The organism is Actinoallomurus iriomotensis (genome assembly GCF_030269445.1).
GTDB classification, from domain to species: domain Bacteria; phylum Actinomycetota; class Actinomycetes; order Streptosporangiales; family Streptosporangiaceae; genus Actinoallomurus; species Actinoallomurus iriomotensis.
Genome location: NZ_BSTJ01000015.1, coordinates 156,604 through 181,327, shown reverse-complemented (window position 1 = coordinate 181,327; position 24,724 = coordinate 156,604). Strand labels below are relative to the sequence as shown.

Sequence of the window (24,724 nt, the reverse complement as noted above, 5' to 3'; positions counted from 1 at the left end):
AAAGCGGGTTTTCGAAGGAGGCGGCAATGGGGGAGCTTCGCACAACTCGTGCGAGTGTCCATGAATGGACGGGCAGCCGCAGCATCGAGCAGGTTACGGTCAGCACTTTTCACGACTACGTATGCCGGCAGGGAGGTCCGCACTACCTGGCCAAGTACGACCACGGCGTCTATGAGTTCGCCGTGGACGTGCTCGACGACGGGGAGCTCTTCTCGGCCGGCTCCGACGCGTCGCCGGACCGGCGCCACTTCTACCAGGCGGCCGGGCAGCAGCTCGCCTTCATGATGACCGCCCTGGACCAGCAGCTGAACGACCTCGAGACGGGCCGGCTGATCCGCATGGTGCTGCACGCGGAGCGCGGGGCCATGTTCTGCATGTCGGTCACGCCGAAGAACTACGTCCTGGCGATCGTCTTCGGAGCCGCCGCCGCCGTGAAGGGCCGGACGGCCCGGGTGTTGCCGCAGGTCGGTCTCGTCCGCGACGCCGATGTGTTCGTCAGCGGCATCGTCGACGGGCTCCGCGACCGGCTCGGGATCCCGTCCCAGAACCCCGGCGGCTGGAAGAGCACCATGCCGGCGGCGAACGCGCCGTCGGCGGACGAACCGGCGAACGACGAGACCTTCCGATCCGCGGTCCAGCGACGGAGCTCGCCGCTGTCCACGCTGGGTGGCCGGCTGCCCGACCTGCTCAGACCGGACGAACTCGTCTACCTCGCGCACTGCCGGTCGGGAGACATCGTCGCGGAGGCGGACCTCCTCGACCACGAGCAGGTCGTCGCGCTGCGGCCGGCGCATCTGCCGCCTCCGGCGATGCGGACGCTCTACCGGCGCACGGCCGAGGGGTTCGTCACGTTCACCCGGCAGCTGAGCCAACTCGCCCGGCAGGCGGTTCGCGGCCGGATGCTGCGCATCGTGCTGGACGTCGAACAGGGCGCCGTCTACTACTACCGCCTCGGCCCCCGCGACTACCTCGTCGGGGTGACCGTCAACCAGAAGCGCGTGAGTCAGGCCGACCGGAGAATGGGCGAACTCGTGGCCGGCCTTGTCGGCGCCGGGGCGAGTTTCGGACAGTAACAATTGCCGTCGGTCTGACAATATTCTACACTCGAAACGACAGCGTCGTCATTGTCTTTGTCCCCTGCTCGCGGGAAGTGTCCGGCGCCATGGCGAAGCGATTTGCGTTAATGCTCGTAATAGTCGGATTAGGCGCTCTCGCAGGCGGATACTTCGGACATGTCGGGGCGCTGCTCAACAGCGGTTACTACCCGGCGGTGGTGACGGGGCTTCTCGCGCTGGGCCTCTACGGCAGCACGCACGCCATCGACCTCGAGCACCTGCGCGGCGACCTGCGTACGGTCGTGCTCGCCGTCACGGTGGGCGTCCTGTTGAAAGCCGCGTTGATCAGCGCCGTCATGCTCGCGTTCTTCCCCAGGCCCGGCTCGCTGGTGCTCGGCATCGCCGTGGCGCAGATCGACCCGCTGTCGGTGGTGGCCCTCGGCGGCTCCTCCCGGCTCTCCGCGCGCGGACGTGGCCTGCTCCTCGCGTGGGCGTCCTTCGACGACCCCGTCACGACGCTCCTCACGATCTATGTCGGGGCGCTGGCGCTGTCGGCGCGGCACGGCGGGTCGGCCGCCGCGCTGAACCTCGGCGGACCCGGGTCCTTCGCCCTCGACCTTCTGGGCAACGTGCTGCTGGCCGGCGCGGTGTTCCTGGCCTACCGGTGGGTCCGGCGGTTCCGTCCGTGGCCCCGGCTGGCGGTCACCTGTCTCCTGCTCGCCGGCACGGTCGCCGTCGCGATCTGGCAGGTGTGGGTGCTGGCCGTGGCCCTCGTCGGCCTGGCGGTGCGGCCGGTCATCCCCGGCCGGCCGCGCGCCGTCGGCCGGCTGCTGGACCGGGCCGTCGATCTCGCCTTCGTCCTGGCCACGGGTCTGCTCGGCCTGATCCTCTCGCTCGGGATCTCGCCCGGAGCCGGGCTCGTCCTGGGGCTCGCGGCGTTCGGCGCCCAGGCGGTCGTCAGCCTTCCGCTGACACGTTCGCAGAGCAGCGGCGACATGGTGTACCTGGCACTGGCGCAGCAGAACGGCATCACGGCGATCGTGCTGGCGTTGCTCCTCGAACCCGCGTTCGCCGGGACGGTGGCCGTGGTCGCCCCCGCCATCCTGGTCATCAACCTGCTCTATCTCGTGAGCAACACGGCGTACGCCCGGCTCGTCCCCTCAGCGGCCGTGGAGCCCGCCGGGGCCGGTGGCCGAGAAGGCCTGCCGGACGCGGTGCCCGAGCTCGCTGAGCAGCACGTACATGTCGGCCTGCCGACGAGACCGGGTGCGTTGCTCGATGACCGCGGTCCGCGATGAGGGTCGCGCGAGCAGGTCGTTGAGCGTGTTCAGCTGGTAGACCGGCAGCTCCTCCAGCACCGTGTCGAAGGCGCGGCAGAAGACGGCCAGCCGTTCGAGCTGCCGCGCGCTGGGCGTCGCACCGTCCAGCTGCCCGTACCAGTCCTCGACCGCGGTACGGAAGGCCGCGATCAACGCCTCGGTGAGCTTCGCGACGCCGACCGTGCGCACGGCCTCGCTGCTGTGCAGCCGCAGCAGGACGCCGCTCACGCTCCCCGGCGACTCGGCGCCGAACAGCTCGCCGAGGGCGGCGTCCAGGCCGGTCAGCGCCTTCAGTTCGGTGACCACCTCCGTGAAGATCACTTCAACGTGCTCGGGCAGCGGCCGGTGGCGGCGGCGCGGATCGAGGTCCTGCAGATCGCGGGCCAGGGCGGCGTACTGGCGTTCGGTGGTGTCGCGCATCGACTCGACCTGGAGCGCGAGCTCCTCCAGATAGCGCTGCGCGTTGGTCTGCGCCGCCGCGAGCCGGCTGATGTTGGCCCGGATCACGGCCGTCTCGCCCTCGGCGGCCTCCAGCGGCCCGGTCAACCGGCGCAGGAGCGACTCGAAGTCTTCGGAGAACCGCTCCCTGGCGAAGATGAGAGGCGGCTCGGAGAAACTCTCCTCCAGGTCCCGGCGCACCGGGTCGGCCAGGAAGCCGTTGACGATGAGCGCGGTCCTGCTGCGGGGAGCCGTCGTACGGACCGCCCTGGCGTTGGCGATCAACCGCTGGGCGTCGGCCTCGTCCAGGACCGAGTCGGTGAGGAAGATCGCGCACCCCGTGTCGTAGACGGGGACCCAGTAGGGGGCGCGGGGGCCGTCCTCGCCGCCGACCGGGTGGTCGGTGTGGTACTCGCGAGCCTGTTTCTGCAGCTCGGTGGCGATCTGCTTGCGGACCGTACGTTCGTCGACGACCTCGGACTTGCCTTTCGCCGCCCGGCGGACCATCAATCGGTCGACCCGGCCGGTGTCGAGCGACATGCGGTAGCACGACTGGCAGATCTGGATGATCCGGCGAGCGTTGCCCCCGGTGAGCAGGTAGATGAACTGGATGATCTCCGCGCTGAAGGGACCCAGCCCCGGCCCGTAGCGCGTGGCGGCCATGCTCTTGTCGATGTAGTCGAGCACCTGTTCCGCCGACAGGCCGTCGTCGGTGGAGATCGTCGCCGTGATGGCGTGTTCGGCGTTGTTCTGGCCGATCGCCTCCAGGAACTCCGGCAGGCCGCAGAGCACGAGGAAGATCCCCTGGCGCGTCGCGAGGTCGGTCAGCGCGCGGAACGCCGCGATGGTCTCCGCGGGGGGACGGCTCGAACTCGGAAGCACCTTCTCCAGTTCGTCGAAGACGAGGACGAAGTGGCGCGAGCGGCCGCGGTAGAGGAGCGCCAGCACGCCCATCGCCTCGAGCGCACGTGGCTCGTCGTCGATCCGGCTGGTGATGCCCCGCTCGCGGAGCAGGGGATCGGGCTCCTCTCCTCGCAGCCACTCCCAGACCTGATCGGCCAGGTCGTTGCGGAGCAGGAGCATGAGGGCGGTGCCGTACTCCTCATTCCGGGTGACCTTCGCCAGATCCGCGTTGAGTCGTTGCAGGAAGGTGCTCTCGGCCAGATTGAACTGCGTGACGAAATGCTGTGGATCGATCTCCAGCTCGCGCAGGCGACGAGTGACCTCAGGAGGGAATCCGGTATTCTCCAGCGAGTCGGCCACGATGTGGGCGTAATATTCGCGGATATGGCGGATCACGTCGTCGCGATTGAAAGTTGCAAGATAGTTGCCGCGATAAAGAGTGTGAAACCCGCCCTCCTGCGCGCCCACATAGGCGTAGCGTGCGTCGTCGCCGTGCGATGAGCGCACCTTGCGGAGTAACTGGGTCGCCAGGTGGGTCTTTCCGGTGCCGTAGTCGCCGGAGACCGCCAGCACGACACCCTCGGTGCCGTCTTCGGCGAGGTGGGCGTCGAGCAGCCGCATCGCCTCGTCGATCGCCGGCGTCGGCACGCTGACCACGTCGACGCCGAGCGCCCAGGGATCGGCTGAGGGTCGAGGGAAGGGATTGTCGTCAATTAGCTGTTCTTGGCGCGCATTAGGGGCATTCATCACAACTATCCCGCCCGCCCCTCCAGCTCGCCCGCTATGAAGCTCGTCAAGTCATCCAGTGTTACTATATCTCCGGTCGGCCACGGATTACTCTTATAATGTTCGTAGATCTTCCATAGCAACGTCTGCACAAATCCGATGGACAACTCTTGACCTCCAGTGAGTGCGTCAATGGCGTCGGGTGCCAGATCGGGAAAGGTTTTCTTCAGGCCCGGAACATTGATTCTGGCATTGCGGAAGACGGCGCCGTCGCCTGGTCGTAGCGGTCCGGTCCTCAAGTAGATCGGCTGCGCCACTTCATTGATCTTCCATTCGTTCTTGCGTCGCTGGAGGCTTTCGTCGGCCGATTCGGAGAACACCAGCATCTTCCGCTGCGTCGCCGCCCAGTATTCGGCGACCTCGGAGGACCGCTCGGCCGGTGGGGCGACGACGATCAGAGCGGTCTCGGGCTTCATGGTCGTGCTCAGCGTGAACGTGAGCTCCTCCAGGTCGGCCGTCCAGTCGATCTGCGGGAGGTCGCCCTCGACGAGCTGCTGGTTGCGCGAGACCGCCCGGTACATCCTGGTGCCCACCTTGCGGACGCGCCGGTCGATGGTCTGCCCGTCGCGTTCGAGGCCGCTGAAGTTGAGCGGAAGGGTCTTGACGCCCTTGTCCTCCAGGTGTCGCTGGGCCCAGACGGCGCACCGGTTGACCAGCGAGGTCTTGCCGCAGCCGGTGGGGCCGCCCACCGCGACGAAAAGGCCGGTCTGCTGGAGCGTCCCGACGCCGTTCAGCGCGGTCCGGAAGAGCTCGTAGCTCTCGCCGGCATGGTCGACGTCGACGTGGCACGTGCAGCTCTCGGGATGGAGGCACTTCAGCGGCGGGTTGGGCATGGTGTGCCCCTCGTCCCGGCAGAAGGGATTGACGCGCTCGTCGGGGTGGCTCATGGCGGTGTCTCGTCGTGCTCGGTCCGCACCGGGCCGTACCACCGCCAGGGGCGGTCCAGCCGGGAGACGACCTCCATGGCGTCGGCGTGCCGTGCCTCCAGCCGGTCCAGGAGCCGCTGCGCGTCCTGTCTCAGCCGCGCGGGCTCGGTCGGCCAGTCGGCCTCGCGGATGTCCCGGTCGAGGATTCTGATCGCCGTGATCAGCCGTTCGAGTCTCCATCGGGGATGACGGCTCTTGCGGCGCTGGAGGTCGGCCAGCAGCCCGCTGAGCGGTGCGTCCATGGCCGCTTCGAGCGACCGCCCCTGGCCTCGGCGCCAGCCGATCAGGCAGTCGCGGCAGGCCCGCTCGTAGGCCGTCGCCGCGGCGTGCAGCTCTCCCGCCGCCCTCTCCGCGCTCGCCTTCCGTGTGGTCAGCATGCCGGAGCCGAGCGCGAGCAGCGCGCCGACCCCGACGGGGATCAGCCCGATCACCGTCTTGACCAGCTCGCCGGTCCAGCCGCTCGAGGTCTCCGGCAATTTCCGGACCGCGACGAGCGCGGCACAGGCACGGCCGAAATCGAGGGGGAAGGCCTGCCGCCAGTCCTTGACCGCGTAATCGCGGCCGTTGACCTTAAGCGGCTTGTCATGAGTTCCCCGGCCGGCCAGGCCCAGCGCCACCGCGGTGTCCACAAGCGGACGCTTGTTTCCCGGTTTCGCGCAGTAAAGCGTCTGGGCGTCTCCGGCGGGATCGGCGTGGGCGGGGGAGACGGCCGGGCCGCAGACCGCGGCTCCCAGCAGCGCGGCGACCGTCAACCACCTGGTCTGCCGCAACATGTGAGGACTCCCCCTTTGCCGACCCCAAACCACGATAACGTCGAAGAAGCGGAGAGATAAGAAGCTTAACGGAATCTCCATCGGATCCCCGGTCGGGGTTTTGCCGCTGCCGCTATTCGCAATAGGCGGGCGTCCCTCGGTTGGACGCATGGAGCTCATGAGGACCGGACTCGCCGCGTGTAATTAAATGTCGATTTCGGCATGTCCTTAATGAGGGTGGGAATGGCGTGCGCTGGGCGTCCGGCGCCCGCCATGAGGATCCACTCCGCCGCGCGGCACCTCGGCGCCTGACCACGAAGCCGGGTGCCGGTAGATCTCGTGGAGATCTACCGGCACCCGGGACGGCGGCGCTACCGCATGACCGGCATGGCTACCGGCGGATGACGCCTGGGTCGGGTTCGAGGGTGATGGAGTCGAGGTTGACGTTGCCGTCGTCGTTCGGGCCGAACACGAAGTTCAGCGGGGCGGCCTGGCTCAGGGGGAGGCTGACCTGGTGGTCCGACCAGACGTCCCAGGTGGCCAGGTTCGGCAGCCCGAGTTGGACGGTTCGCGTGCCGCTGGTGAGGGACATGGTCTGGGTCGCGCCCATGGCATTGGCGTAGCGGAGGCGGACGGTGTAGACGCCGTCGGCGGGGACCGGGGCGGTGAACCGTACGCCGCTGTCCTTGGTCTTCAGGCAGGCCACGAAGCCCGTACCGGTGTAGCCGGTGTGGTCGGTGCGCCGGCACGCCGCGCCGAGGAGCTGGGCGGACTCCGCCTCGATCGTACGGGGCGCGGTGGCGAGCATCCGGCCGGCGGCCAGCAGGTCGGCCGCGGCGTCCGGGGTGACCGGTCCGGCCTCGACCAGGGTCGTGAACCGGCCCAGGGCCTCCCGCATGTCCCCGGGGTTCTTCGCGACCGCCGCCGCGACGGCGGCCTTGACCTCGGAGGCGAGCCTGCCGGACAGCGCGGAGTCGACGGCCCCCGTGTCGGTGGCCTGCCGCACCTTCAACGCGAGAGAGAAGAGCCCCTGCGGTGCGCCGAGCCGAGGGGCGAGCCGGTAGTCGATGGCGGTACGGGCCGGCGCGGTCACGTCGGTGAGGGGCAGGTCGTAGAGGGCGAGCCGTACGTCCTGGAGGGCCAGGAGACGGCCCGTCGGGTCGCCCTGGCGGAGCGTGGTCTCGGCCCTGTTGATCGCGGGCTGAAGGCGCGCCAGCGCGGACGACGTCACTTCGCCGGACTTGTGCAGTTCCCGGACGAGGTCGAGCACCGAACGGGTCTGTTCCACCGGCACCGGCTTGCCGTGTTCGCCGCCGGGCGCGCCCACCGCGACCCGGAAGTCCCGGTCCGGCACCTCCGCGGCGGGGAGCGTCCACTCGACGGTCCGGGTTCCGCCGCCCGCGACGCGGACGCGCCGCGCCTCGCCGGCGGGGCGGCCGTCGAGGAACACCTGGGCCTCGAACGCGGCCACGGTGCTGCCGCCGTTGGTGAGCGGGACCTTCACGGTCAGCTGCTGGGTGGCCGGGTCCAGTACGGCCTGGGTGGTGCCGTAACCGGCACGCGGCGCGGCGTACCAGGGCAGGTCCGCCAGATCCGCGGCGGTCGCGGGCCTGAGCTTGACCGCCTGGCCGCCGGCGGCGACCAGCGACATGGACAACCGGGTGGACGGTTTGACCAGCGTCCTGCGGATCTCGACGGGCAGCGGGTCGCCCTTCCAGGTGGTCTCCTGGGCATCGGCGTAGATCTCCGCCACGAAGGTGCCGTGCGAGAGGAAGGACAGCGGCACCTGGAGGGTCCGGTCGTTCTCGTCGGTGATCGCGCCGAGGTACCAGGTGTCGCCCTTCCGCCGGGCCGTCGTCGTGTAGTCCCCGATGGCGCTGTCCAGGACGCGGGTCTCGTCCCAGGTGGTGGGCATGTCCTTGAGGAAGGCGAAGCCGGGGTGGGCGGCGTAGTTCTCGGGGGTGTCGGCGAGCATCTGCAGGGGGCTGAAGAACGTCGGGTACAGCGCGAGCTGCGCGGCCGAGGTGGTCTGGACGCGGGTCCCGAGGTGGGCCGGGTCCCAGGTGACGTTCAGGACGCCGGGCGTGTAGTCGGCGGGCCCTCCCATGTACCGGGTGAATGGGAGAATCGTGGCCTGCGCGGGCGGGTTGCCGTTGACGCCCATGTAGTTCTGCTGCTCCATGCCCGCGACGCCTTCACCCGTCATCATGTTCGGGTAGGTGCGCGCCAGGCCGGTGGGTTTGATCGCCTCATGGGCGTCGACCATGATGTGGTGCCGGGCCGCCGTGTCGATCACCCGCTGGAAGTGGCGGACGGCCTCCTGGTCGTAGTGGCTGCGGTTGACCCCGCCGAGCACGAACTTGGTGGCGTAGCCGGTCTTGATCCCGTGAATGCCGAGTTCCTCGTACCGGGAGAAGATCTTCTCCATGTTCTGGTCGTAGTAGTCGACATCGCCCCGGGTCTCGTTGTGCGCGATGAACCCCACGCCGTTGGCCTTGGCGTACCGGAGCACCTCGGGAAGGTCGAAGTCGGCCTGCGGGGTCAGGAAGTCCTGGCCCGTCCAGGCTCCGCCGGAGTTGGTGTTCCAGCCCTCGGCGAGGACGAATTTGGCACCCGCCTGCTTGGCCAGGTCGATGTACTGCTTGACCCGCGCGGTGGTCGCGCCGTGCTTGGGCCCGGCGTTCCAGGTGGTCTCCCGCCGCTGGAGTTCCCACCAGACGCCCGTGTACGTCGCGGGCTTGATCCAGGACGTGTCGTCGCAGATCGCGCACGGGTCGTTGAGGTTCTCGGTCAGATGGGACTCACCCAGGTCGCCGGGTCGGTCGCCCACGGTCAGGGTGCGCCAGGGCGTGGCGAACTCGCCGTTCAGCTTGGCCTTGGTGCCGTCGGGGAGGGAGATCAGGTCGCTGGAGAACCGGCCGGGCTGCCCCGGCACCGCTTTCAGCGTCATGCTGGGGTAGTCGGTCAGGTCGGCCTCGTGCACCACCACATAGGCGTCGGCGGCGGGTGAGGCGGTGATGGGCGTCTGGGCCGTGGCGACAGCGGACAGGGGCAGGTCGCGATAGTGCTGCTCGTCGGCGCTCCAGGTCGTGCCCGCGGCGATCGACCAGCTCCTCGCGCCGGGATCCAGAGCGAACTCGGTCTGCTCGGCGGTGACGGTGTAGGCGCCCAACCCGGGCTGGCCGGGGAAGTGGTAACGGAAGCCGACCCCGTCGTCGAAGACCCGGAACACCAGGTCGAGCTCGAACCCGGTGCCGGCCTGGACCGCGTGGACGGTGAGCTCGCGCGCGTGGTTCCGGACCGTGCTGGAGGTTCCCCATACGGGCTTCCACGTCTCGTCGATCGTGTGTCGTTCGACGGACTTGATCGACATGCCCTGGGTGAGGCTGGGGCGTCCCGCCAGATCCACGCCGAGTCCGGAGGCGCCGACGAGGACCCTGTCGCGCTTCCTCACGCTGTACGTGAGACGTCCGCCGTCGGAGGTGACCGCGACCCGCAGGTCGCCGTCCGGCGAGTCGACGACCTGAGCGCCCTTCCCGGCGACCTCGACGAGACCGCTGGGCGCGGCGGGCTTCTCGGCCCGGGTCTGGGCCTGCACCTGAGGCGCCACGACTCCTCCTGAGACCAGGAGGGCCGCCGTCATCGCGAGCAGTCCCACCCGTCTTCTTCGCCACTCCGTGCCATCACGCTTCATACATGCCTCTTCGTGTGGAGGGGGTGGAGTGGCGGAGAACACTCCACGACAAGCTTCGTGATCGTAGATACACGGAAAGACTCTGGTCAATATTCTTAATACAACCTAATTAGGGTGCTAAGCATCGTAATTAGGTACGCTCGGCCCGTGGCCACCCCACCGAACCAGCGGATCGAACGCAGCAGGCGCACGATCCTCGACGCGCTGAACCAGTCCTTCCCCGCGACCCGGCAGGAGCTGAGCCGCCGGACCGGGCTCGCGCCGAGCACGGTCGCGGGGATCGTCCGGGGGCTGCTGGCCGAAGGGCTGGTGCGGGAACACGCGGCCGACGGCCAGACGGGACGCGGCCGGCCGTCGTCGCGGCTGTCCCCCCGCCGCCCGCCGGGACACCTCGTCGGGATCGACTTCGGGCACACGCACATCGCGGCGGCGCTCGCCACGACCACGCAGGAGATCGTCGCCGAGGCCAGGATGCGCCTCGACGTGGAGGCCTCGGCCGGCAACGCGCTCGACCAGGCGGCGGTCCTGGTCGCCGACCTCCTGGACCGGACGGGAGTCCCGGCCGGCTCGGTGCTGCGGACGGCGGCGGGGATCCCGGGACCGGTCAACCAGGCGACCGGCCGGATCCAGTCGGCCACGATCCTCGCGGGCTGGACCGGAGTCCGTCCCCGGCAGGAGCTGACCGCCCGCCTCGGCGGCGAGGTGCTGATCGCCAACGACGCCGAGCTCGCCGCGCTGGCCGAGCACACCCACGGGACCGGGCGGAACGCGTCCGACCTGATCTACGTCAAGGCCTCCCACGGCATCGGGGCCGGGCTGATCCTCGCGGGCCGGCGCTACACCGGAGCGTACGGCGCGTCGGGGGAGATCGGGCACACGCTGATCCAGGAGGGCGGTGCGCAGTGCCGGTGCGGGCAGCGCGGCTGCCTCGAGTCGGTGGTGTCGATCGGCGAGGTGTGGCGGCAACTCGTCGCGGCGGGCCTGCCGCTTCCCGAACGAACCGAATGGCCCGACGACCTCTCCCTGGCCGCCCTGGCCGGCAACCCGGTCGCGGCCCGGATCATCACCGATGCGGGACGCCGGATCGGACGGGTCCTGTCCGACCTGTGCAACGCCCTGGACCCCGCGATGCTCATCATCGGCGGCGAACTCGCCACCGCGGGCGACGCTCTCCTGGAAGGGATCCGCGAGTCCCTGCGCCGCTTCGCCCAGCCCGCGATCAGCGACCGCGTCCAGGTCCGCACCTCCTCGCTGGGCCCCCGAGCGGGCCTGATCGGAGCGCTGACCCTCGCCGCCACGGAGTCCGCCGCCTAGGAGCGTGGGTCAGTAATGCCGACCCCGCTGAAGAGTGGCTTGGCGGTCCATGGCTCCGGGGTCGTACCCTGCCCGGCCCTACTCCTCGTCGGCTTCATCCAGCAACATGCGCGGGTAGTATGCGCCAGGCGTGTCCTGCGGCCACGCAGCCATGAGGCGTTCCACCACCTCACGGTGGGTCGCCAGATGGGCCGCGGCGAGGACCGATGCGGCGCTGACTTGAAGCTGGATATCGTCGGACTCGGTGAGCCGCATGACGATCTCGGCGCCTTCGGCACATTGCGCGAACCTCAGCGTCTCCATCACTTCGGCCCGGGTTCGGACGTCCCGCGAGTCGTCCATGGCGATGCGGCCGATGACTTGGATCAGCCTGGGGTTCGGCGTGTCGGCCTGTTCGAGCGGCTTCGTCGCCGCGCCGCTCGCGTTCGACAGCACCTCGGGGTCGGTTGTCCGTTCCATCACGTCGGCGATGAGCTCGGCGTCCTCCGGCTGCGCCAGATTCGTCATGGCCAGCAGCGCACTGGCGTGATCGGCCCCGTCTCTCCCGGCGCCGCTTTCCGCGGCCGTCAGCGGAGGCTGCCGCAGGACCCAGCGGGCCCGCTCCAGGATCTCCGCTTCGTACGGCTCGCATGGATTGCCGCCGCCCCACCTGCTTTCAGCCTCCGCATACTGGAACCGCGCGAGGGCGACGCTGACGGGCACCCGCTGCCCGCTTCGCAGGAGCTTGAGGAAGGCGTCGACGAACGCGGCGCCGCTGGAGGACTTCACCAACTCCGCGCGGGCGGCCTCCAACTCCGACGCGTCGAGGGAAACCGAGTCCCAGTAGTAGGTCGTCACGCGGGCAAGCCTCGCACAGGCGTCAGCGGGCACAACCTACCTTTTCACGGTCGCCGATTGCTGTCGTAGATCGGGCGCCTAGGAAGCTACGAGCGTTGGTCGGCACGCCAACCCCACCAGCCGTTCGTGCGATCTTTTGCATAAGAAGATCTTGTTATGTCTGGCGGGGATGGCCTGTTCGAGGTGGATCCGGCGGGAGTGGAGCCGAGGGCCGCGCCGCCGGTGAAGAAGACGTTCCGGGCGCTTGCACCGGATCAGATGCTGTTGCTGCCGCCGTCGCTTGATGAATGGCTGCCCGAAGGGCATCTGGCCCGGTTCGTGGCCGAGCTGGTCGACGAGGTCCTGAACCTCGGTCCGGTCCTGGCGGCCTACACCGAGAAGCGCGGATTCCCGCCGTATGACCCGCGGCTGATGGTACGGCTGCTGATCTACGGCTACACCACCGGGGTGCGCTCGTCGCGGGCGATAGAGCGCAAGTGCATAGACGACGTGGCGTTCCGCTACCTGGCCGCTGGGGCCGACCCGGACTACCCGTCGATATCCCGGTTCCGCGCCCGGCATCTGGAGTCCTGGCCGGGATCTTCACCCAGTCGCTGCACCTGGCGCAGAAGCTGGGCATGGTGAAGATGGGCCGGGCCGCGCTGGACGGCACCAAGTTGGAAGCGGCCGCCTCCAAGCACAAGGCGATGAGCTACGTCCGGTTGGTGGACAAGGAGGAACGCGTCGAAGCCGAGATCGCCCAGCTCGAAGCCGCCGCCGCTGCGCTGCTGGCCGACGCCGCAGCCGTCGACGCCGCCGAGGACGAGCGCTTCGGCGTGAACGGCAAGGACGCCGACCTGTCGGCCGAGCTGGACCGGCGGGAGAAGCGCCTGGCCAGGTTGCAGGCCGCTCGCGCGCAGATCGAGGCCGAGGCCGCCGCCAAGGCGCGCAAACACGCCGAGGACAAAGAACGCCGCCGTCAGGACCGGTCCGGCGACGACGACCCTGGGGCTGTCGAGGCCGCCGGCCGCCAGGCGCAGGCTACGGCCCGCCCGAAGGACAAGGCCCAGGCCAACTTCACCGACCCGCAGTCGCGGATCATGAAAATGGCGACGGCGCCTACATCCAGGCCTACAACGCCCAAGCCGTCGTGGACGACGCCCACCAGATCATCACCGCCGCCGACGTCACCACGAACCCGTCGGACGCGCTGAACTACACGACGATGCTGGACCAGTCCGCCACCAACACCGGCATCCATGCACGTCAGGCCCTGGTCGACGCAGGGTACTGCTCCGAGGCAAACCTTCAAGCCGCCGCTGCGCGCAAGGCCGAGCACGGCACCGACACCTTATGGCCACCGGCCGCCTCGCCCACGACCAGCAGGTCCCGGCGGCACCGCGCGGACGCATCCCGACCGACGCGGCACCGAAGGAGCGCATGGCCCGCAAGCTGCGGACCAAACCCGGACGGGCCGCCTATGCCCGCCGAAAAGCCATCGTCGAACCCGTATTCGGCCAGATCATGACCTGCCAGGACGGCCGGGAACTCCTGCTGCGCGGCGAGGCCGGAGCCCGCGGCGAATGGCGGCTACTGGCCGCCTGCCACAACCTCCGCAAGATCTTCCGGCACGCCGGAACCGCCGGGCTGCCCGCAGCCCGAGCCTGACGGCCCCGGCGGCAGGACTGCCACCCGCCCCTGGGACAACACCGGACATTGTCGCTGCCGCCCTGGACCCGCCCCGTCACCACCACAAGACCCCGAACGGCCGGACAGTCGATCACGACCGCTCGGCGGCTTGTCCGTTACCGACCCACGCTCCTAGCCCGCGCCTCCCCGGTCACCTCCGGCGTCCGACGGTCAGCAGGCCGACGAACGTCGCGGTCAGATGTGGATCGCCGAGCGACTCCAGGCGGTGCCGTACGCGGGTCAGGAACTCGGTGCGGCGGGGTTCGCCGAGTGCGTTCGTGCCCGACTGGGTGGCGAGATTGGCGACGTAGTCGTCGGCGCGGTAGACGACCTCGAAGGGGTAGCGCAGGCTCGCCACCTCTTCGAAGAGGCGCTCCGCCTCCGGCGGGAGGTGGCGCGGGCCGATCCGCTCCGGTGGCGGCGGCGGGTCGCCCTCGAAACCCACGGCCTGGTAGTCCTCCTGCACCTCCGTCCAGAAGGGGTCGGCGTCCGTGGGCCGTGCCCACAGGCAGCCCGCGACGGCCAGGGCGCCCCCTGGACGCAGCAGGTCGTGGGGCTTGGCGTAGCGAAGTGCCGGGTCGACCCAGTGCAGGGAGTTGACGGCCACGACCGCGTCGACCGGGGCGCCTCCCGGCCGCCAGTCCTCGAACGAGGAGGTCACCACTTCGGTGGCGGGGAACCCGGCCAGGCGCCGCCGGGCGACGGCCGCCAGTTCGGTGCCCGGCTCGACGGCGGTGACGGCCAGTCCGCGCCGGGCGAGCGGCACGGTCGCCTGCCCCGTGCCGCAGCCGATCTCGACGACCCGGTCTCCCGGTTCGAGCCCGGCCTGCTCGACCAGGTCGTCGAACAGCCGAGGCGGGCAGACCGGCCGGGTGCGCTGGTAGTCCTCGGCCGCCGCGTCGAACCCGCCGCGCAGGCGCCGCAGTTCGTCCGCGGCCGCATGATCGGCATCCACGGTCGTCGATTATCGAGGATGGTCGTCTCGCACGCCGATCATCACGCGCGTGGACCGATGCCGTCCTGACCGGGACCGTCCGCATCTGGTCAGGAGCCGCGTAATAGCATGTCAGGGCAGTGCCGTGCCGCCCGACCGGTGAGAGAGAAGCGAGGCCCCGCCAGGTGAGTTCCCGACCGGTCTCCCTGCTCAGGGTCGCACCGGCGGTGTTCCTCCCGACGCTCATCTTCGAGATCGGCATGGGCGCGCTCATCCCGATGATCGCGTTGAGCGGGCGGGGTCTCGGCGCCTCCGTGGGGATGGCCGGGCTGGTGCTCGCGCTGCTGGGCGTGGGCCAGATCCTGGGGGACGTGCCCGCCGGGGCGCTCGCCGCCCGCGTGGGCGACCGCCGGGCGATGCTCATCGCCGCCGGGGTCGCCATCGTCACCCTGCTCGGCTGCGCCCTGGCCGACACGCTCTGGCAACTGGCGGTCGGCGTCGCCGCCACCGGGGCCACCAACGCCGTCTTCATCCTCGCCCGGCAGGCGTACCTCACCGAGGTCGTACCCGAGCGACTGCGCGCGCGGGCGCTGTCCACGCTGGGCGGCATGACGCGCGTCGGCGCGTTCGCCGGGCCGTTCATCGGCGCCGCGGTGGTGCACGGCCGTCCGGTGCGCGACATCTACTGGCTGGCGCTGGCCTGCGCGATCGCGGCCGGGCTCGTCGTGCTCCTCGTGCCCGACGTGGCCGGCCCCGCGACGGCGCACGGGCCGCGGCGCGACCCGGTGTCCGTACGCTCGGTCGTGGTGCGGCACCGGCGGGTCTTCCTGACGCTCGGGCTGGCCGTGCTGCTCGTGGCCTCCGTGCGCGCCACCCGGCAGACGGTCCTGCCGCTGTGGGCCGACCACCTCGGCCTGAGCCCGTCCACGACGAGCGTCGTCTTCGGGCTGGCCGGGCTCGTGGACACCATGACCTTCTACCCGTCGGGCAAGGTGATGGACAGCGCGGGCCGCCTGTGGATCGCGATCCCGTCGATGCTGGTCCTCGGGGCGACCCAGGCCGTGCTGCCGCTCACCCACGGACTGGTGACGCTGGCGGTGGTCGCCATGCTCATGGGGTTCGGCAACGGCATCGGCAGCGGGCTCCTGATGACCCTCGGCGCCGACGTCGCGCCGCCGCGGACCCGCTCGCAGTTCCTCGGCGTGTGGCGGCTGTGCTCGGACTCCGGTACGGCCGCCGGGCCGCTGGTCGTCTCGGCCGCCGCCGGGCTCGGCAGTCTCGCCGCCGGGATCGAGACGATGGGCGTGGTCGGCGTCCTGGCCGCGATCGCCCTGCTGCGCTGGGTGCCGCACTACTCGCCGTTCGCCACCACCGGCACGCGGACGCGCCGCGCGACGCCGAGCGTGGAGGAGCCCGTGGGTTAGATTCGGGTGCCGGACCCGGCCCGAACCATGCCCGGAGGCACCCGTGCTCCGTCCCCAGGACACCTCCAGCCGCGAACGCGTCCGCCTCGACGGGCTCTGGGCCTTCGCCTTCGACCCCGCCGACCGGGGGCGCGCCGAGGAGTGGTGGCGCGGTGACCTGCCCGGCGCGGTGGAGATGCCCGTGCCCGCCAGCTACAACGACGTGCCCGCCACCCGCGAGGCCCACGACCACGTCGGCGACGTCTGGTACCAGCGGCACGTACGCGTGCCGGCCCGGTGGGACGGGCGCCGCGTCGTGCTGCGCTTCGACGCGGCCGCCCACCGCGCCGTCGTCTGGTGGAACGACGTCGAGGTCGGGCGGCACGAGGGCGGCTACACGCCGTTCGAGTGCGACGTCACCGCGCACGTACGGTCCGGCGAGACCGCACGGGTCACCGTCGTGGTCGACAACCGGCTGCACCTGACCTCCATCCCGCCCGGCATCGTCGACGTCCTGCCGGACGGACGCCGCCGCCAGCGGTACTTCCACGACTTCTTCAACTACGCGGGCCTGCACCGTACGGTCTGGCTGTACACGACGCCCCCCGAGTACGTCGAGGACATCACCGTCACCACGGAGGTGACCGGCGCCGACGCCCAGGTGCGCTACCGCGTCGACGTCGCCGGCGGACGGGTGGCCGAGGTGGTGCTGCGCGACGCCGACGGCACCGAGCGCGCGCGGGCCGCGGCCGCCGAGGGCACGCTGGAGGTCGCGGACGCGAAGCTGTGGCGGCCCGGCCACGGCCACCTGCACCACCTGGAGGTCCGTACGGCCGGCGCCGACCCCGACGAGTACGTCCTGCCGGTGGGCCTGCGCGACGTACGGGTGGACGGCGACCGGTTCCTGATCAACGGGGAGCCGTTCCGCTTCCGCGGCTTCGGCAAGCACGAGGACGGCGCGGTGCGCGGCAAGGGCCACGACGACGTGCTCATGGTGCACGACTTCGCGCTGCTGAGGTGGATCGGCGCGAACTCCTTCCGCACCTCCCACTACCCGTACGCCGAGGAGGTGCTGGAGTACGCCGACCGGCACGGCGTGGTGATCATCGACGAGACGCCGGCCGTCGGGCTCAACTTCGAGATCGCCCACACGCTGGTGCCGGGCGACCCGGAGCACATCTTCGCCGCCGTCGACGACACCACGCGGGCGGCGCACCTGCACGCGATCCGCGAACTCGTGGCCCGCGACAAGAACCACCCCAGCGTGGTCATGTGGAGCATCGCCAACGAACCGGACTCCGCCCGGCCCGAGGCACGTCCGTACTTCGAGCCGCTCGTCGCGGCGGCGCGCGCCGCCGACCCGAGCCGGCCGGTCTGCTTCGCCCAGGTCCAGCTGCCCCCGGACCGGGACGTCATCAGCGACCTGTTCGACGTCATCTGCCTCAACCGCTACAACGGCTGGTACGTCGACACGGGCGACCTGGCCACCGCCGAGCGCGAGCTGGAGGCCGAGCTCCGGGAGTGGGTACGGCGGCACGGCAAGCCGATCATCGTCACCGAGTACGGCGCGGACGCCGTCGCCGGCGTGCGCTCGGTCACGGCGGGCACCTGGACCGAGGACTACCAGGTGGAACTCCTGGAGACCTTCCACCGGGTGTTCGACCGGATCGACTCGGTCGTCGGCGAGCACGTCTGGAACTTCGCCGACTTCGCCACCGGATACGGCGTGAACCGGGTGGACGGCAACAAGAAGGGCGTCTTCACTCGCGACCGCCGCCCGAAGTCCGCGGCCTTCGCCCTGCGCCGCCGCTGGAGGGGCACGGACTCCCCTCAATGACTCGGCGACGCTCATCCGCCCCTGCGATCGTCGGCGTCGTTGCGACGACGGCGATCATCCCGCCGCGCGCCGGTACGCATTGCTGCTGACCGGGGCGGGCAGGGTGGAAGAAGCGCTGGATCACCTGACGCCGTTTCTCCCCGGCGGAGACCGGCTCGTCCGGCAGTGGGCCGGAGGACTACTGCTGGCGGCGGGGAGACAGGAGGCCGCGTCGCGCAAGCCGGTCGACCTGCCGGCCGAGGCCGGCGACACGGAGCGGCTGCGGGCGCTGGTGCACTCCGGCGAGCCGTCCGCGGCGCGGTGACTCATCGAGCGGCTCCGGGCCGACGGGCAGGGCCACGAGGCGGACCTGCTGGAGAGGTTCGGCTTCGCTCCGGACGGCTCGGTGGCACGGGGGCCGATCGACCGGACGGCGTGACGGGGCGCACCACCGCCCCGGGCGCCGTGGCCGGGTGCGGACACCGGCGTCCGGCCTGGGCTGCCGTGACGTCCACCCTTTACCGGACGGATACCCGCGCGCCAGGTCATGCCGGAGACTTCGGCACCGTGGCGGCGTACCGTCCGGCTCATGCCTGGCTGTGACTTCACCCGCCGCGACCTGCTCCGCTGGTCCGCGATCGCCGCCGCCGCGTCGCCGCTGGCGGCGACCGGCCTCGCCCGCGCCGAGACCCGGGCGACCGGCAGGGCCACGGCGGTCCCGGTCGATCTGGAGCTCGTCACGCTCACCGAGGACCGGGCGGTGATCACCTGGTACACCGGGGAGGCCGGCACCGACGACGGCCTGGGCCGCATGGTGCCCGCGCCCGCCGACGGAGAGGTCCGGTACGGCACCCACCCCTCCCGGCTGAACCACGTCGCGGGCGGGATCTCGTCCCACACGCCGTACCACCACGTCGAGCTGACCGGCCTGGAGCCGGGCCGCACGTACTACTATGAGGCGCGGTCGAACGGCCGGCGCGCCGCGCCGACACCGTTCACCCTCATCGCGGGCAACGCCGTCGGCACCTCGGACTACGGCCTCGGCACGAACGGTCCCTTCTCCTTCACCACGCCGCAGCCGCCGCCCGGCCGGTTCCTGTTCTCCATCGTGCTGTGCAACGACCTGCACCTGGGCGAGACCGTGGCCGGTCTGGTCGGTGGCCAGCCACAGTACCCCGGCATCTCGCAGCTGCCGGGGCTGCCGCCGTACCCGGAGATCATGATCGAGTCGCTGATCGAGGACGTCGCGCGGCTCGGCCCGGCGTACCTGCTGGCGGCCGGTGACATCTCCGCCGAGGCGGTGCCGGCCGACCTCGGCCGGGCCGGGCACTTCCTGCGCCGGTTCGGCCGGTACCGCGAGGACTGGTTCGTCGTGCGCGGCAACCACGACCGGGCGCACACCGGAGACCCGTACGCCGCGTGCCGTGCCGGGCAGTGGCAGGGCAACGACTGCTTCCACGACGCCTACTTCCCCGGTGACGAGCCGACGTACTTCTCCGCCGACCTGTCGGGCCTGCACGTCATCGGGCTGGACACCTACGACAAGCCGGGCGGCGGGGGCGACGCCGGGGCGCTGTCGGCGGAGCAGCTGTCGTGGTTCCGCGCCGACCTCGCCGCGCACCGGGACCAGCCGACGCTGGTGTTCGGGCACCACCCGCTCGTCGTGGAGGAGTCGGCGTTCCCGACCAGCCCGAGCAACGCGCTCGACGCGGACCAGGCGGCCTCCATCCTCGACACCTACGCGCGTACTCCGGGCGTCTTCCTCCACCATGCGGGCCACACGCACCGCAACCACCGGACGGTCAGCCCTGCCGCCCCGGGGGTGACGCTGCAGGAGGTCGCCGCGGTCAAGGAGTATCCGGGCGGGTTCTCCCTGCTGCGCCTGCACACCGAGGGGTACGCGCTGAACTTCCACAAGTCGCGCGGCGAGCAGGCCCGAGCGTGGAGCGAGCGCAGCCGACAGGAGATCCTGGGCTACTGGCCCCAGTTCGCCTTCGGCAACACGGTCGCCGACCGCAACACCGTCGTGAGACACGACCTGTCCGGCCTGCGCCGACCGCGGGGGCGGTCACCGCGCGGCTGACCGGGCGGCGGGCGGATACGGTGGAACCCGCCATCAACGCGTCAGCTGGAACCCGCGAGGTGCACATGCGGATCGGGGAACTCGCCGGGCGTACCGGTGTGAGCGAGCGTTCGCTGCGCTACTACGAGGAGCAGGGGCTGCTCGTGGCCGGACGTACCCCCGGCGGCCACCGCGACTACCCGGACCACGCGGTCGACCGGGTCGTCCTCATCCAGGAGCTGTTCGCCGCGGGCCTGCACAGCACCAAGATCGCCGAGTTGCTGCCCTGCATGCGCGACGCCGACGGCGGGCCGTCCGCGCTCGCGACGCCCCGTCTCGTCGCCGACCTGACCGCCGAGCGCGACCGCATCGACCGGATGATCGGCGACCTCGTCCGCTCCCGTGAGGTGCTGGACGAGGTCATCGAGACGGCGTCCGGCCGGGCCGGCCTTCCCGCTGGATGACCGGCCCGGCCGAGGTCAGCGGCCGACGCCGAGGGCGCGGCTCAGCGTGTGGAACAGGTCGGTCTGGTCGGTGACACCGACCACGTTGGCCGCCTGCGGGCCCTGAGCGGCGATGCGCACCTCGGTGCCGGTGTGCTCCTGGGAGACGCCCGGCTTCGTGGTCGCGTAGTTGATCTTCATTGGGGCGCCGTCGGCGGTGATCAGCGTGGCGGTCTGGCCCGGGCTGTCGGCCTCCAGCGGGATGATCTGGCTGGTGTGACCGTGGTCGGCGGTGACCACGACCAGCGTGTCGGCGTGGTGGCGCGCGTAGTCGAGCGCGGACTTCACCGCGTTGTCGAACTCCACGTGCTCGCCGATCTGACCGCACGGGTTGGCGGCGTGGTCCTGCTTGTCGATCGACGCGCCCTCGATCTGCAGGAAGAAGCCCTTCTTGGCGTGCCTGGTCTGGGCGTCGAGGAGCTGGAGCGCCTTGTCCGCCATGGCGGTCAGGTGCGGGCCGGTGAACTCACCGTTCGGCGCGCAGCGGGACGGCTCGGTGCCGCCGACCTTGGCCAGGGGACCGGTCTGCTCCAGCGGCAGGTTGCCGTCGGCGAACAGGCCCAGGAGCTTGCGGTCCGGCTTCGCGGCGGACAGTCCCGCGCTGTCGGTGACGACGTTGTAGCCGGTGGCCTTCGCCTGGTCGATGACGGTCTTCCCCTGGTACGGCCCCGCCTTGACCGTCTGGGCGAACCGGGACCGGCCACCGCCGAGGTAGATGTCGGCTCCGGTCTGCACCTGCTGTTCGGAGATCGAGCCGGGACCACCGTTGACCTTGTCCTGCTTCGGGCACTTGGCCATGTCGGCCGGCCCCTCGCAGGACCGGTCCTCGACGTGCGCGGCCTGGACGGCCGGAGTCGCGTCGCCGAGCTCGGCCGTCGTGACGTCGCCGGTGCGGAAACCGGCCTTCTTGGCGAGCTCCAGTACGGTCGGCTGCGCCTTGCCGTCCGGGGTGACGGAGATCGCGCCGTTGTAGGTCTTGTGGCCGGTCGACCATCCGCTGCCGCTGGCGGCCGAGTCGGTGACGTAGTCCGGCTTGCTCGGGTCGGTCTTGTTCACCGAGTACGTGGTGTACGCACCCGTCAGCGGGAGCGTGTCCATCGCCAGTCGGCCGGCCGCGCCCTTGGCGTAGTTGCGGGCGATCGTGATCTCCGAGTCACCCATGCCGTCGCCGATCAACAGGATGACGTTGCGGGCCTTCCCGCCCTTGACCGCGGCGCGGACCGCGGTGGTCTTGTCGCCATCGGAGGCGAACGTCGGGAGTGCCGCCGCCGTCAGTGCCCCGAGGGCGACGGCGGCGACGGCGCCTCGGCGGATCAGCCTCGACGATGCGGTCATGAAGAGTTCTCCTCTGCGGGGAACGGATGTTGCGAGAACGTCATCAGTGCCCGATGGCCGCCAGCCCGTGAATGGGTAAAGGGCCGGTAAAGTAGAGGCAAAAGGACCTGGTCGTGTGCTCGCCCGCTCACGCGCGGTCGTCGTACGGAGTGGCGTCTTCGTCCGGCTTCGTGGGCCGGCGTGACACGTGGAGCGGGACCCGGATCCGGTCGGCCACGGTGCCGGGCGTGACGGCGAACGCGCTGCCGGCCGCGACGGTCACTCCGTCGCGGCGGTGCGCTCGGCGAAGATGGCGGTGGCGAGCCGGCAGTCGGACCCGCAGGTGGGGTCCGCCGGTAGCGCCTAGTCCAGATCGGCGGCCGTGGTGGGACCAGGTCCGCGTACGTTCGGCGACGACCGGACCGCCGACGCGGTCATCGCCGCCGTTCAGGCCGACCGCGCCGTGCCGGGCGGGCGGCGCCGTACGGCACGGCGAGCGCGCCATGCGCATCGGCGTCCGCGACGCCTCGACGACGACCGAGGACATCACCCGAGGACATCACCGTCTCGGCGGAGGTCATCCTCCGCCGCCGGCCGCCTGCGACGAGCAGGCGGCCGGCGAGGGCGTCAGGCCCGCTTGAGGAAGATCGGGTTCGTGAGCGCGGCCATCGGGCCCCAGACCAGGGCGGGTCCCATCGTGTTGCCCTTGCCGGGGCTGCCGTCGGCCATCGGGTGGCGTACCTCGGCCCGCACGTACGCCGCGAGCGACGTCGTGGTGCGCCACACCACGGTGCCGGTGCCGGAGGCCGGCAGGGACTCCTGGTGCATCTGGCCCTCATCGGTGATGAACCGTACGGTGCCGTTCGGCACGCCGGCCACCTCCAGCCGTACGTCCACCGGCGCGTCGGCGCGGGCGGTCAGCGTCTCGGCGATGCCCGCCTCCCGGCCGGCGCCGGACGCGGTGAACGTCAGGCTCACCGACGACGACTCGGCGATCCAGTTACGGCCGGCGCGGATCCCGCTGACGATCGCGTCCGTGGTCAGGTCGTCGGCGTACACGACGTTGTGCGGCAGCCCGATGACCTGCGGCTCGCTGTGGGCGTCGCTGTTGCCCATCGCGGGCAGCCAGCGACCGCCCGTGCGCACCGCCTCGGCGAGCCCGGCGTCCCAGGTGTCCACCGCGGACTCGTCGTCGTAGGTCCACGGGCCGTTCCACACCTCGACCGCGTCGGCGTCGGCGTAGCCGAACTTCCACTGGGAGGCGATGTACGGGCAGTACGGGTGCGCGGGCACCACGAGGCCGCCGGAGCGGTGCACCTGGCGGGCGAACCGGCCGAAGGCGTCGTCGCGCGAGCGGTAACGCCAGTCGATCCACTCGCCGGCGGGCAGGCCGAGCGCCAGCCAGTGGCCGTTCCGGGTGGTGACCTCCTCGCCGGTGATGATGAGCAGGTCCTGGCCCGCGTACTCGCCCCAGACCGCGTGCGCGGAGGAGGTGTTGTGGTCGGTGGAGACCATGAAGTCCAGCCCGGCCTGCCGCGCCCCGGCGGCCACCTCGGCGGGGAGACGCTTGCCGTCGGAATGCACGGTGTGCAGGTGGCCGTCGCCCCGGTACCAGGCGCGGCCGCGGCCCTTGGCCTTCGTCGGCGGGTGGTTCGGCGTGAAGGGCGCGCCGTCCGCGCCGTACGTGAGAGTGATCTTGACCTGGTAGTTCATGCCCTGGGGTGCGACCTGGTACGGCCCGAGCACGATGTTCCACGTACCGGCCTCGACCGGGCCGGGCAGGTAGCCGGGCGTGGCCTCCGTGGCGCTGATCTCGAACGCGGTGCGGGCGCCGCCGGACCAGCCGCGGAAGCCCTTGCCGCCGAGCTTGGTGCCGCGCTGGTCGAAGACGCCGATGTCGCAGGAGTTGCCGGGCGTGCCGGCCGGTACGGACGGCTTGTCGTAGGAGTACTCGACGGCGATCTTCCGCACGCCCTTCGGCACCTGGACCGGCAGGTAGACGAAGTCGGCGGCGCCGGTGTCGAGGTGCCCGGTGACGGTACGCGTGACGTCGCCACCGTCGGGCGTGCCCTTCGGCGTGCCGGCGGCGGCGCGCCCCTGGATGAAGGAGACCGGGGCGAGGGTGAGCGCGGCTCCGGTCGCGGCCGCCACCAGCAGCCGCCGCCGGTCGAGCGCGCCGCCGCCGTCGCGGTCACCGGTCGCGGGCCGGGCGGCCGCGTCGTGCTCACAAGCTCCGTCAAGGCACATGGTGGTCCTCATTAAGTCGGTCAAACCGCACGTAACGCGGCATAAGCCCCTGAATGCTCGGCCAGTGCGCCGAACGTCAGATGATCGTTCGATGTCCCGGGCCGATCGCGTACGTGACGAATGCGCCGGTTTCCCATGCCCCGGCGTGGTCGCCGGTTTGCCCGACTTCATTCCGGGGATGCAGGCGGCGTGAAGTTCATGATGCGCGAACGCGTCTTCAGCATCGGCGACGACTTCTGGGTCGAGGACGAGGCGGGACAGCGGGTTTTCCTGGTCGACGGCAAGGCGCTGCGGCTCCGCCAGACCTTCGAGCTCAAGGGGCCGGACGGTGAGGTCCTGGCCGTCATCCGCAAGAAGATGGTCAGCATCCGCGACACGATGGTCGTCGAACGCGAGGGCGAGACGGTGGCCAAGGTTCGCAAGAAGCTGTTCAGCCCGCTCCGGCACTCGATGGAGATCGAGCTCGCGGACGGGCAGGAGTGGACGGCGACCGGCGACCTCATCGAGAAGAACTACGAGATCGAGAGCGACGAGGGCACCGTCGCCACGACCTCGCGCAAGTGGTTCCGGATCCGGGACACCTACGGCATCGAGATCGGCCACCCGGACGTACCCCTGGTCCTCGCCGTGGCCGTCGCCGTCGACGAACTCGCCGCGGCGGACCGCGAAAAGGACGACGACTGACCCGGAGCGGCGAGCCGACGAGCGAGCGGAGCGGCCGGTGAGGTACGAGCCGTCCGTGGAGTGAGTGAG

Annotated in this window: 17 protein-coding genes and 1 pseudogene; 9 read left to right on the top strand and 9 right to left on the bottom strand. The window is 70.7% G+C overall.

From position 1 onward, the window contains the following. The first annotated feature begins 26 nt into the window (after positions 1 to 26). The gene (locus QSK37_RS44385; protein WP_285633901.1) at positions 27 to 1,073 is read left to right on the top strand and encodes a hypothetical protein; all 1,047 of its coding nucleotides are present in this window, start codon (positions 27 to 29) and stop codon (positions 1,071 to 1,073) included. A 1,142-nt stretch (positions 1,074 to 2,215) separates the two neighbouring features. Here QSK37_RS44385 and QSK37_RS44380 read toward each other — a convergent pair. The 4 genes from QSK37_RS44380 to QSK37_RS44365 all read right to left on the bottom strand — a co-directional run bounded on the left by QSK37_RS44380 (position 2,216) and on the right by QSK37_RS44365 (position 9,873). Then, a complete protein-coding gene (locus QSK37_RS44380; protein ID WP_285633900.1) occupies positions 2,216 to 4,363 on the bottom strand; it encodes a hypothetical protein in 2,148 nt (715 codons plus the stop codon). A 104-nt stretch (positions 4,364 to 4,467) separates the two neighbouring features. After that, positions 4,468 to 5,388 carry a hypothetical protein gene (locus QSK37_RS44375; protein WP_285633899.1) on the bottom strand — a complete coding sequence of 307 codons (921 nt, stop codon included), beginning with the start codon at positions 5,386 to 5,388 and terminating at the stop codon, positions 4,468 to 4,470. Next, complete coding sequence (locus tag QSK37_RS44370; RefSeq protein WP_285633898.1) at positions 5,385 to 6,200, bottom strand: hypothetical protein; 816 nt, start codon at positions 6,198 to 6,200, stop codon at positions 5,385 to 5,387. Before QSK37_RS44370 ends, QSK37_RS44375 begins: the two co-directional genes overlap by 4 nt. Before the next feature lie 370 nt (positions 6,201 to 6,570). Further along, positions 6,571 to 9,873, bottom strand: a complete 3,303-nt coding sequence (locus QSK37_RS44365) for a glycoside hydrolase family 97 N-terminal domain-containing protein (RefSeq protein WP_285633897.1) — start codon at positions 9,871 to 9,873, stop codon at positions 6,571 to 6,573. Positions 9,874 to 10,020: 147 nt separating this feature from the next. On the opposite strand from QSK37_RS44365, the gene QSK37_RS44360 reads away from it, so the two are divergent. Next, entirely contained in the window at positions 10,021 to 11,187 is a 1,167-nt protein-coding gene (locus QSK37_RS44360; RefSeq protein ID WP_285633896.1) for an ROK family transcriptional regulator, read from the top strand. A 78-nt stretch (positions 11,188 to 11,265) separates the two neighbouring features. Here QSK37_RS44360 and QSK37_RS44355 read toward each other — a convergent pair whose 3' ends face one another. Further along, on the bottom strand, positions 11,266 to 12,024 hold the full coding sequence (locus tag QSK37_RS44355) for a hypothetical protein (RefSeq protein WP_285633895.1): 759 nt from the start codon (positions 12,022 to 12,024) through the stop codon (positions 11,266 to 11,268). A 222-nt stretch (positions 12,025 to 12,246) separates the two neighbouring features. Here QSK37_RS44355 and QSK37_RS44350 point away from each other — a divergent pair. After that, positions 12,247 to 13,671: pseudogene (locus tag QSK37_RS44350) on the top strand (IS1182 family transposase). A 172-nt stretch (positions 13,672 to 13,843) separates the two neighbouring features. On the opposite strand, the gene QSK37_RS44345 reads toward QSK37_RS44350, so the two are convergent. Next, positions 13,844 to 14,647, bottom strand: a complete 804-nt coding sequence (locus QSK37_RS44345) for a class I SAM-dependent methyltransferase (RefSeq protein ID WP_285633894.1) — start codon at positions 14,645 to 14,647, stop codon at positions 13,844 to 13,846. Between the two features lie 164 nt (positions 14,648 to 14,811). Between QSK37_RS44345 and QSK37_RS44340 the strand changes: the two genes are divergently transcribed. The 5 genes from QSK37_RS44340 (at position 14,812) to QSK37_RS44320 (ending at position 20,371) form a co-directional block, all read left to right on the top strand. Next, positions 14,812 to 16,050 carry an MFS transporter gene (locus tag QSK37_RS44340; protein WP_285633893.1) on the top strand — a complete coding sequence of 413 codons (1,239 nt, stop codon included), beginning with the start codon at positions 14,812 to 14,814 and terminating at the stop codon, positions 16,048 to 16,050. A gap of 43 nt (positions 16,051 to 16,093) precedes the next feature. Then, positions 16,094 to 17,866, top strand: coding sequence for a beta-glucuronidase (uidA, locus tag QSK37_RS44335; protein WP_285633892.1), 1,773 nt, complete (start codon positions 16,094 to 16,096; stop codon positions 17,864 to 17,866). Positions 17,867 to 17,969: 103 nt separating this feature from the next. Beyond that, complete coding sequence (locus QSK37_RS44330; protein ID WP_285633891.1) at positions 17,970 to 18,170, top strand: hypothetical protein; 201 nt, start codon at positions 17,970 to 17,972, stop codon at positions 18,168 to 18,170. A gap of 264 nt (positions 18,171 to 18,434) precedes the next feature. Continuing rightward, a complete protein-coding gene (locus QSK37_RS44325; protein WP_285633890.1) occupies positions 18,435 to 19,928 on the top strand; it encodes a purple acid phosphatase family protein in 1,494 nt (497 codons plus the stop codon). Between the two features lie 65 nt (positions 19,929 to 19,993). Continuing rightward, a complete protein-coding gene (locus QSK37_RS44320) occupies positions 19,994 to 20,371 on the top strand; it encodes a MerR family transcriptional regulator (protein ID WP_285573223.1) in 378 nt (125 codons plus the stop codon). A 15-nt stretch (positions 20,372 to 20,386) separates the two neighbouring features. Here the strand turns inward: QSK37_RS44320 and phoA are convergent, their stop codons facing one another. The 3 genes from phoA to QSK37_RS44305 form a co-directional block, all read right to left on the bottom strand. Continuing rightward, positions 20,387 to 21,745, bottom strand: coding sequence for an alkaline phosphatase (phoA, locus tag QSK37_RS44315; RefSeq protein ID WP_285633889.1), 1,359 nt, complete (start codon positions 21,743 to 21,745; stop codon positions 20,387 to 20,389). 127 nt (positions 21,746 to 21,872) lie between these two features. Further along, positions 21,873 to 22,271 (bottom strand): hypothetical protein, encoded by a 399-nt coding sequence (locus tag QSK37_RS44310; RefSeq protein WP_285633887.1) that lies wholly within the window; start codon positions 22,269 to 22,271, stop codon positions 21,873 to 21,875. A gap of 80 nt (positions 22,272 to 22,351) precedes the next feature. After that, on the bottom strand, positions 22,352 to 23,971 hold the full coding sequence (locus tag QSK37_RS44305) for a CehA/McbA family metallohydrolase (protein ID WP_285633884.1): 1,620 nt from the start codon (positions 23,969 to 23,971) through the stop codon (positions 22,352 to 22,354). A gap of 198 nt (positions 23,972 to 24,169) precedes the next feature. Between QSK37_RS44305 and QSK37_RS44300 the strand changes: the two genes are divergently transcribed. Further along, complete coding sequence (locus QSK37_RS44300) at positions 24,170 to 24,655, top strand: LURP-one-related/scramblase family protein (RefSeq protein WP_432705665.1); 486 nt, start codon at positions 24,170 to 24,172, stop codon at positions 24,653 to 24,655. Positions 24,656 to 24,724: the final 69 nt, after the last annotated feature.

Excerpts from the sequence above, each read along its gene's own strand:
- QSK37_RS44385 (WP_285633901.1), top strand. The coding sequence starts at position 27 with ATGGGGGAGCTTCGCACAACTCGTGCGAGTGTCCATGAATGGACGGGC.
- QSK37_RS44375 (WP_285633899.1), bottom strand. The coding sequence starts at position 5,388 with ATGAGCCACCCCGACGAGCGCGTCAATCCCTTCTGCCGGGACGAGGGG.
- QSK37_RS44370 (WP_285633898.1), bottom strand. The coding sequence starts at position 6,200 with ATGTTGCGGCAGACCAGGTGGTTGACGGTCGCCGCGCTGCTGGGAGCC.
- QSK37_RS44365 (WP_285633897.1), bottom strand. The coding sequence starts at position 9,873 with ATGAAGCGTGATGGCACGGAGTGGCGAAGAAGACGGGTGGGACTGCTC.
- QSK37_RS44325 (WP_285633890.1), top strand. The coding sequence starts at position 18,435 with ATGCCTGGCTGTGACTTCACCCGCCGCGACCTGCTCCGCTGGTCCGCG.
- QSK37_RS44320 (WP_285573223.1), top strand. The coding sequence starts at position 19,994 with ATGCGGATCGGGGAACTCGCCGGGCGTACCGGTGTGAGCGAGCGTTCG.
- phoA (WP_285633889.1), bottom strand. The coding sequence starts at position 21,745 with ATGACCGCATCGTCGAGGCTGATCCGCCGAGGCGCCGTCGCCGCCGTC.
- QSK37_RS44310 (WP_285633887.1), bottom strand. The coding sequence starts at position 22,271 with ATGTCCTCGGTCGTCGTCGAGGCGTCGCGGACGCCGATGCGCATGGCG.
- QSK37_RS44305 (WP_285633884.1), bottom strand. The coding sequence starts at position 23,971 with ATGTGCCTTGACGGAGCTTGTGAGCACGACGCGGCCGCCCGGCCCGCG.
- QSK37_RS44300 (WP_432705665.1), top strand. The coding sequence starts at position 24,170 with ATGATGCGCGAACGCGTCTTCAGCATCGGCGACGACTTCTGGGTCGAG.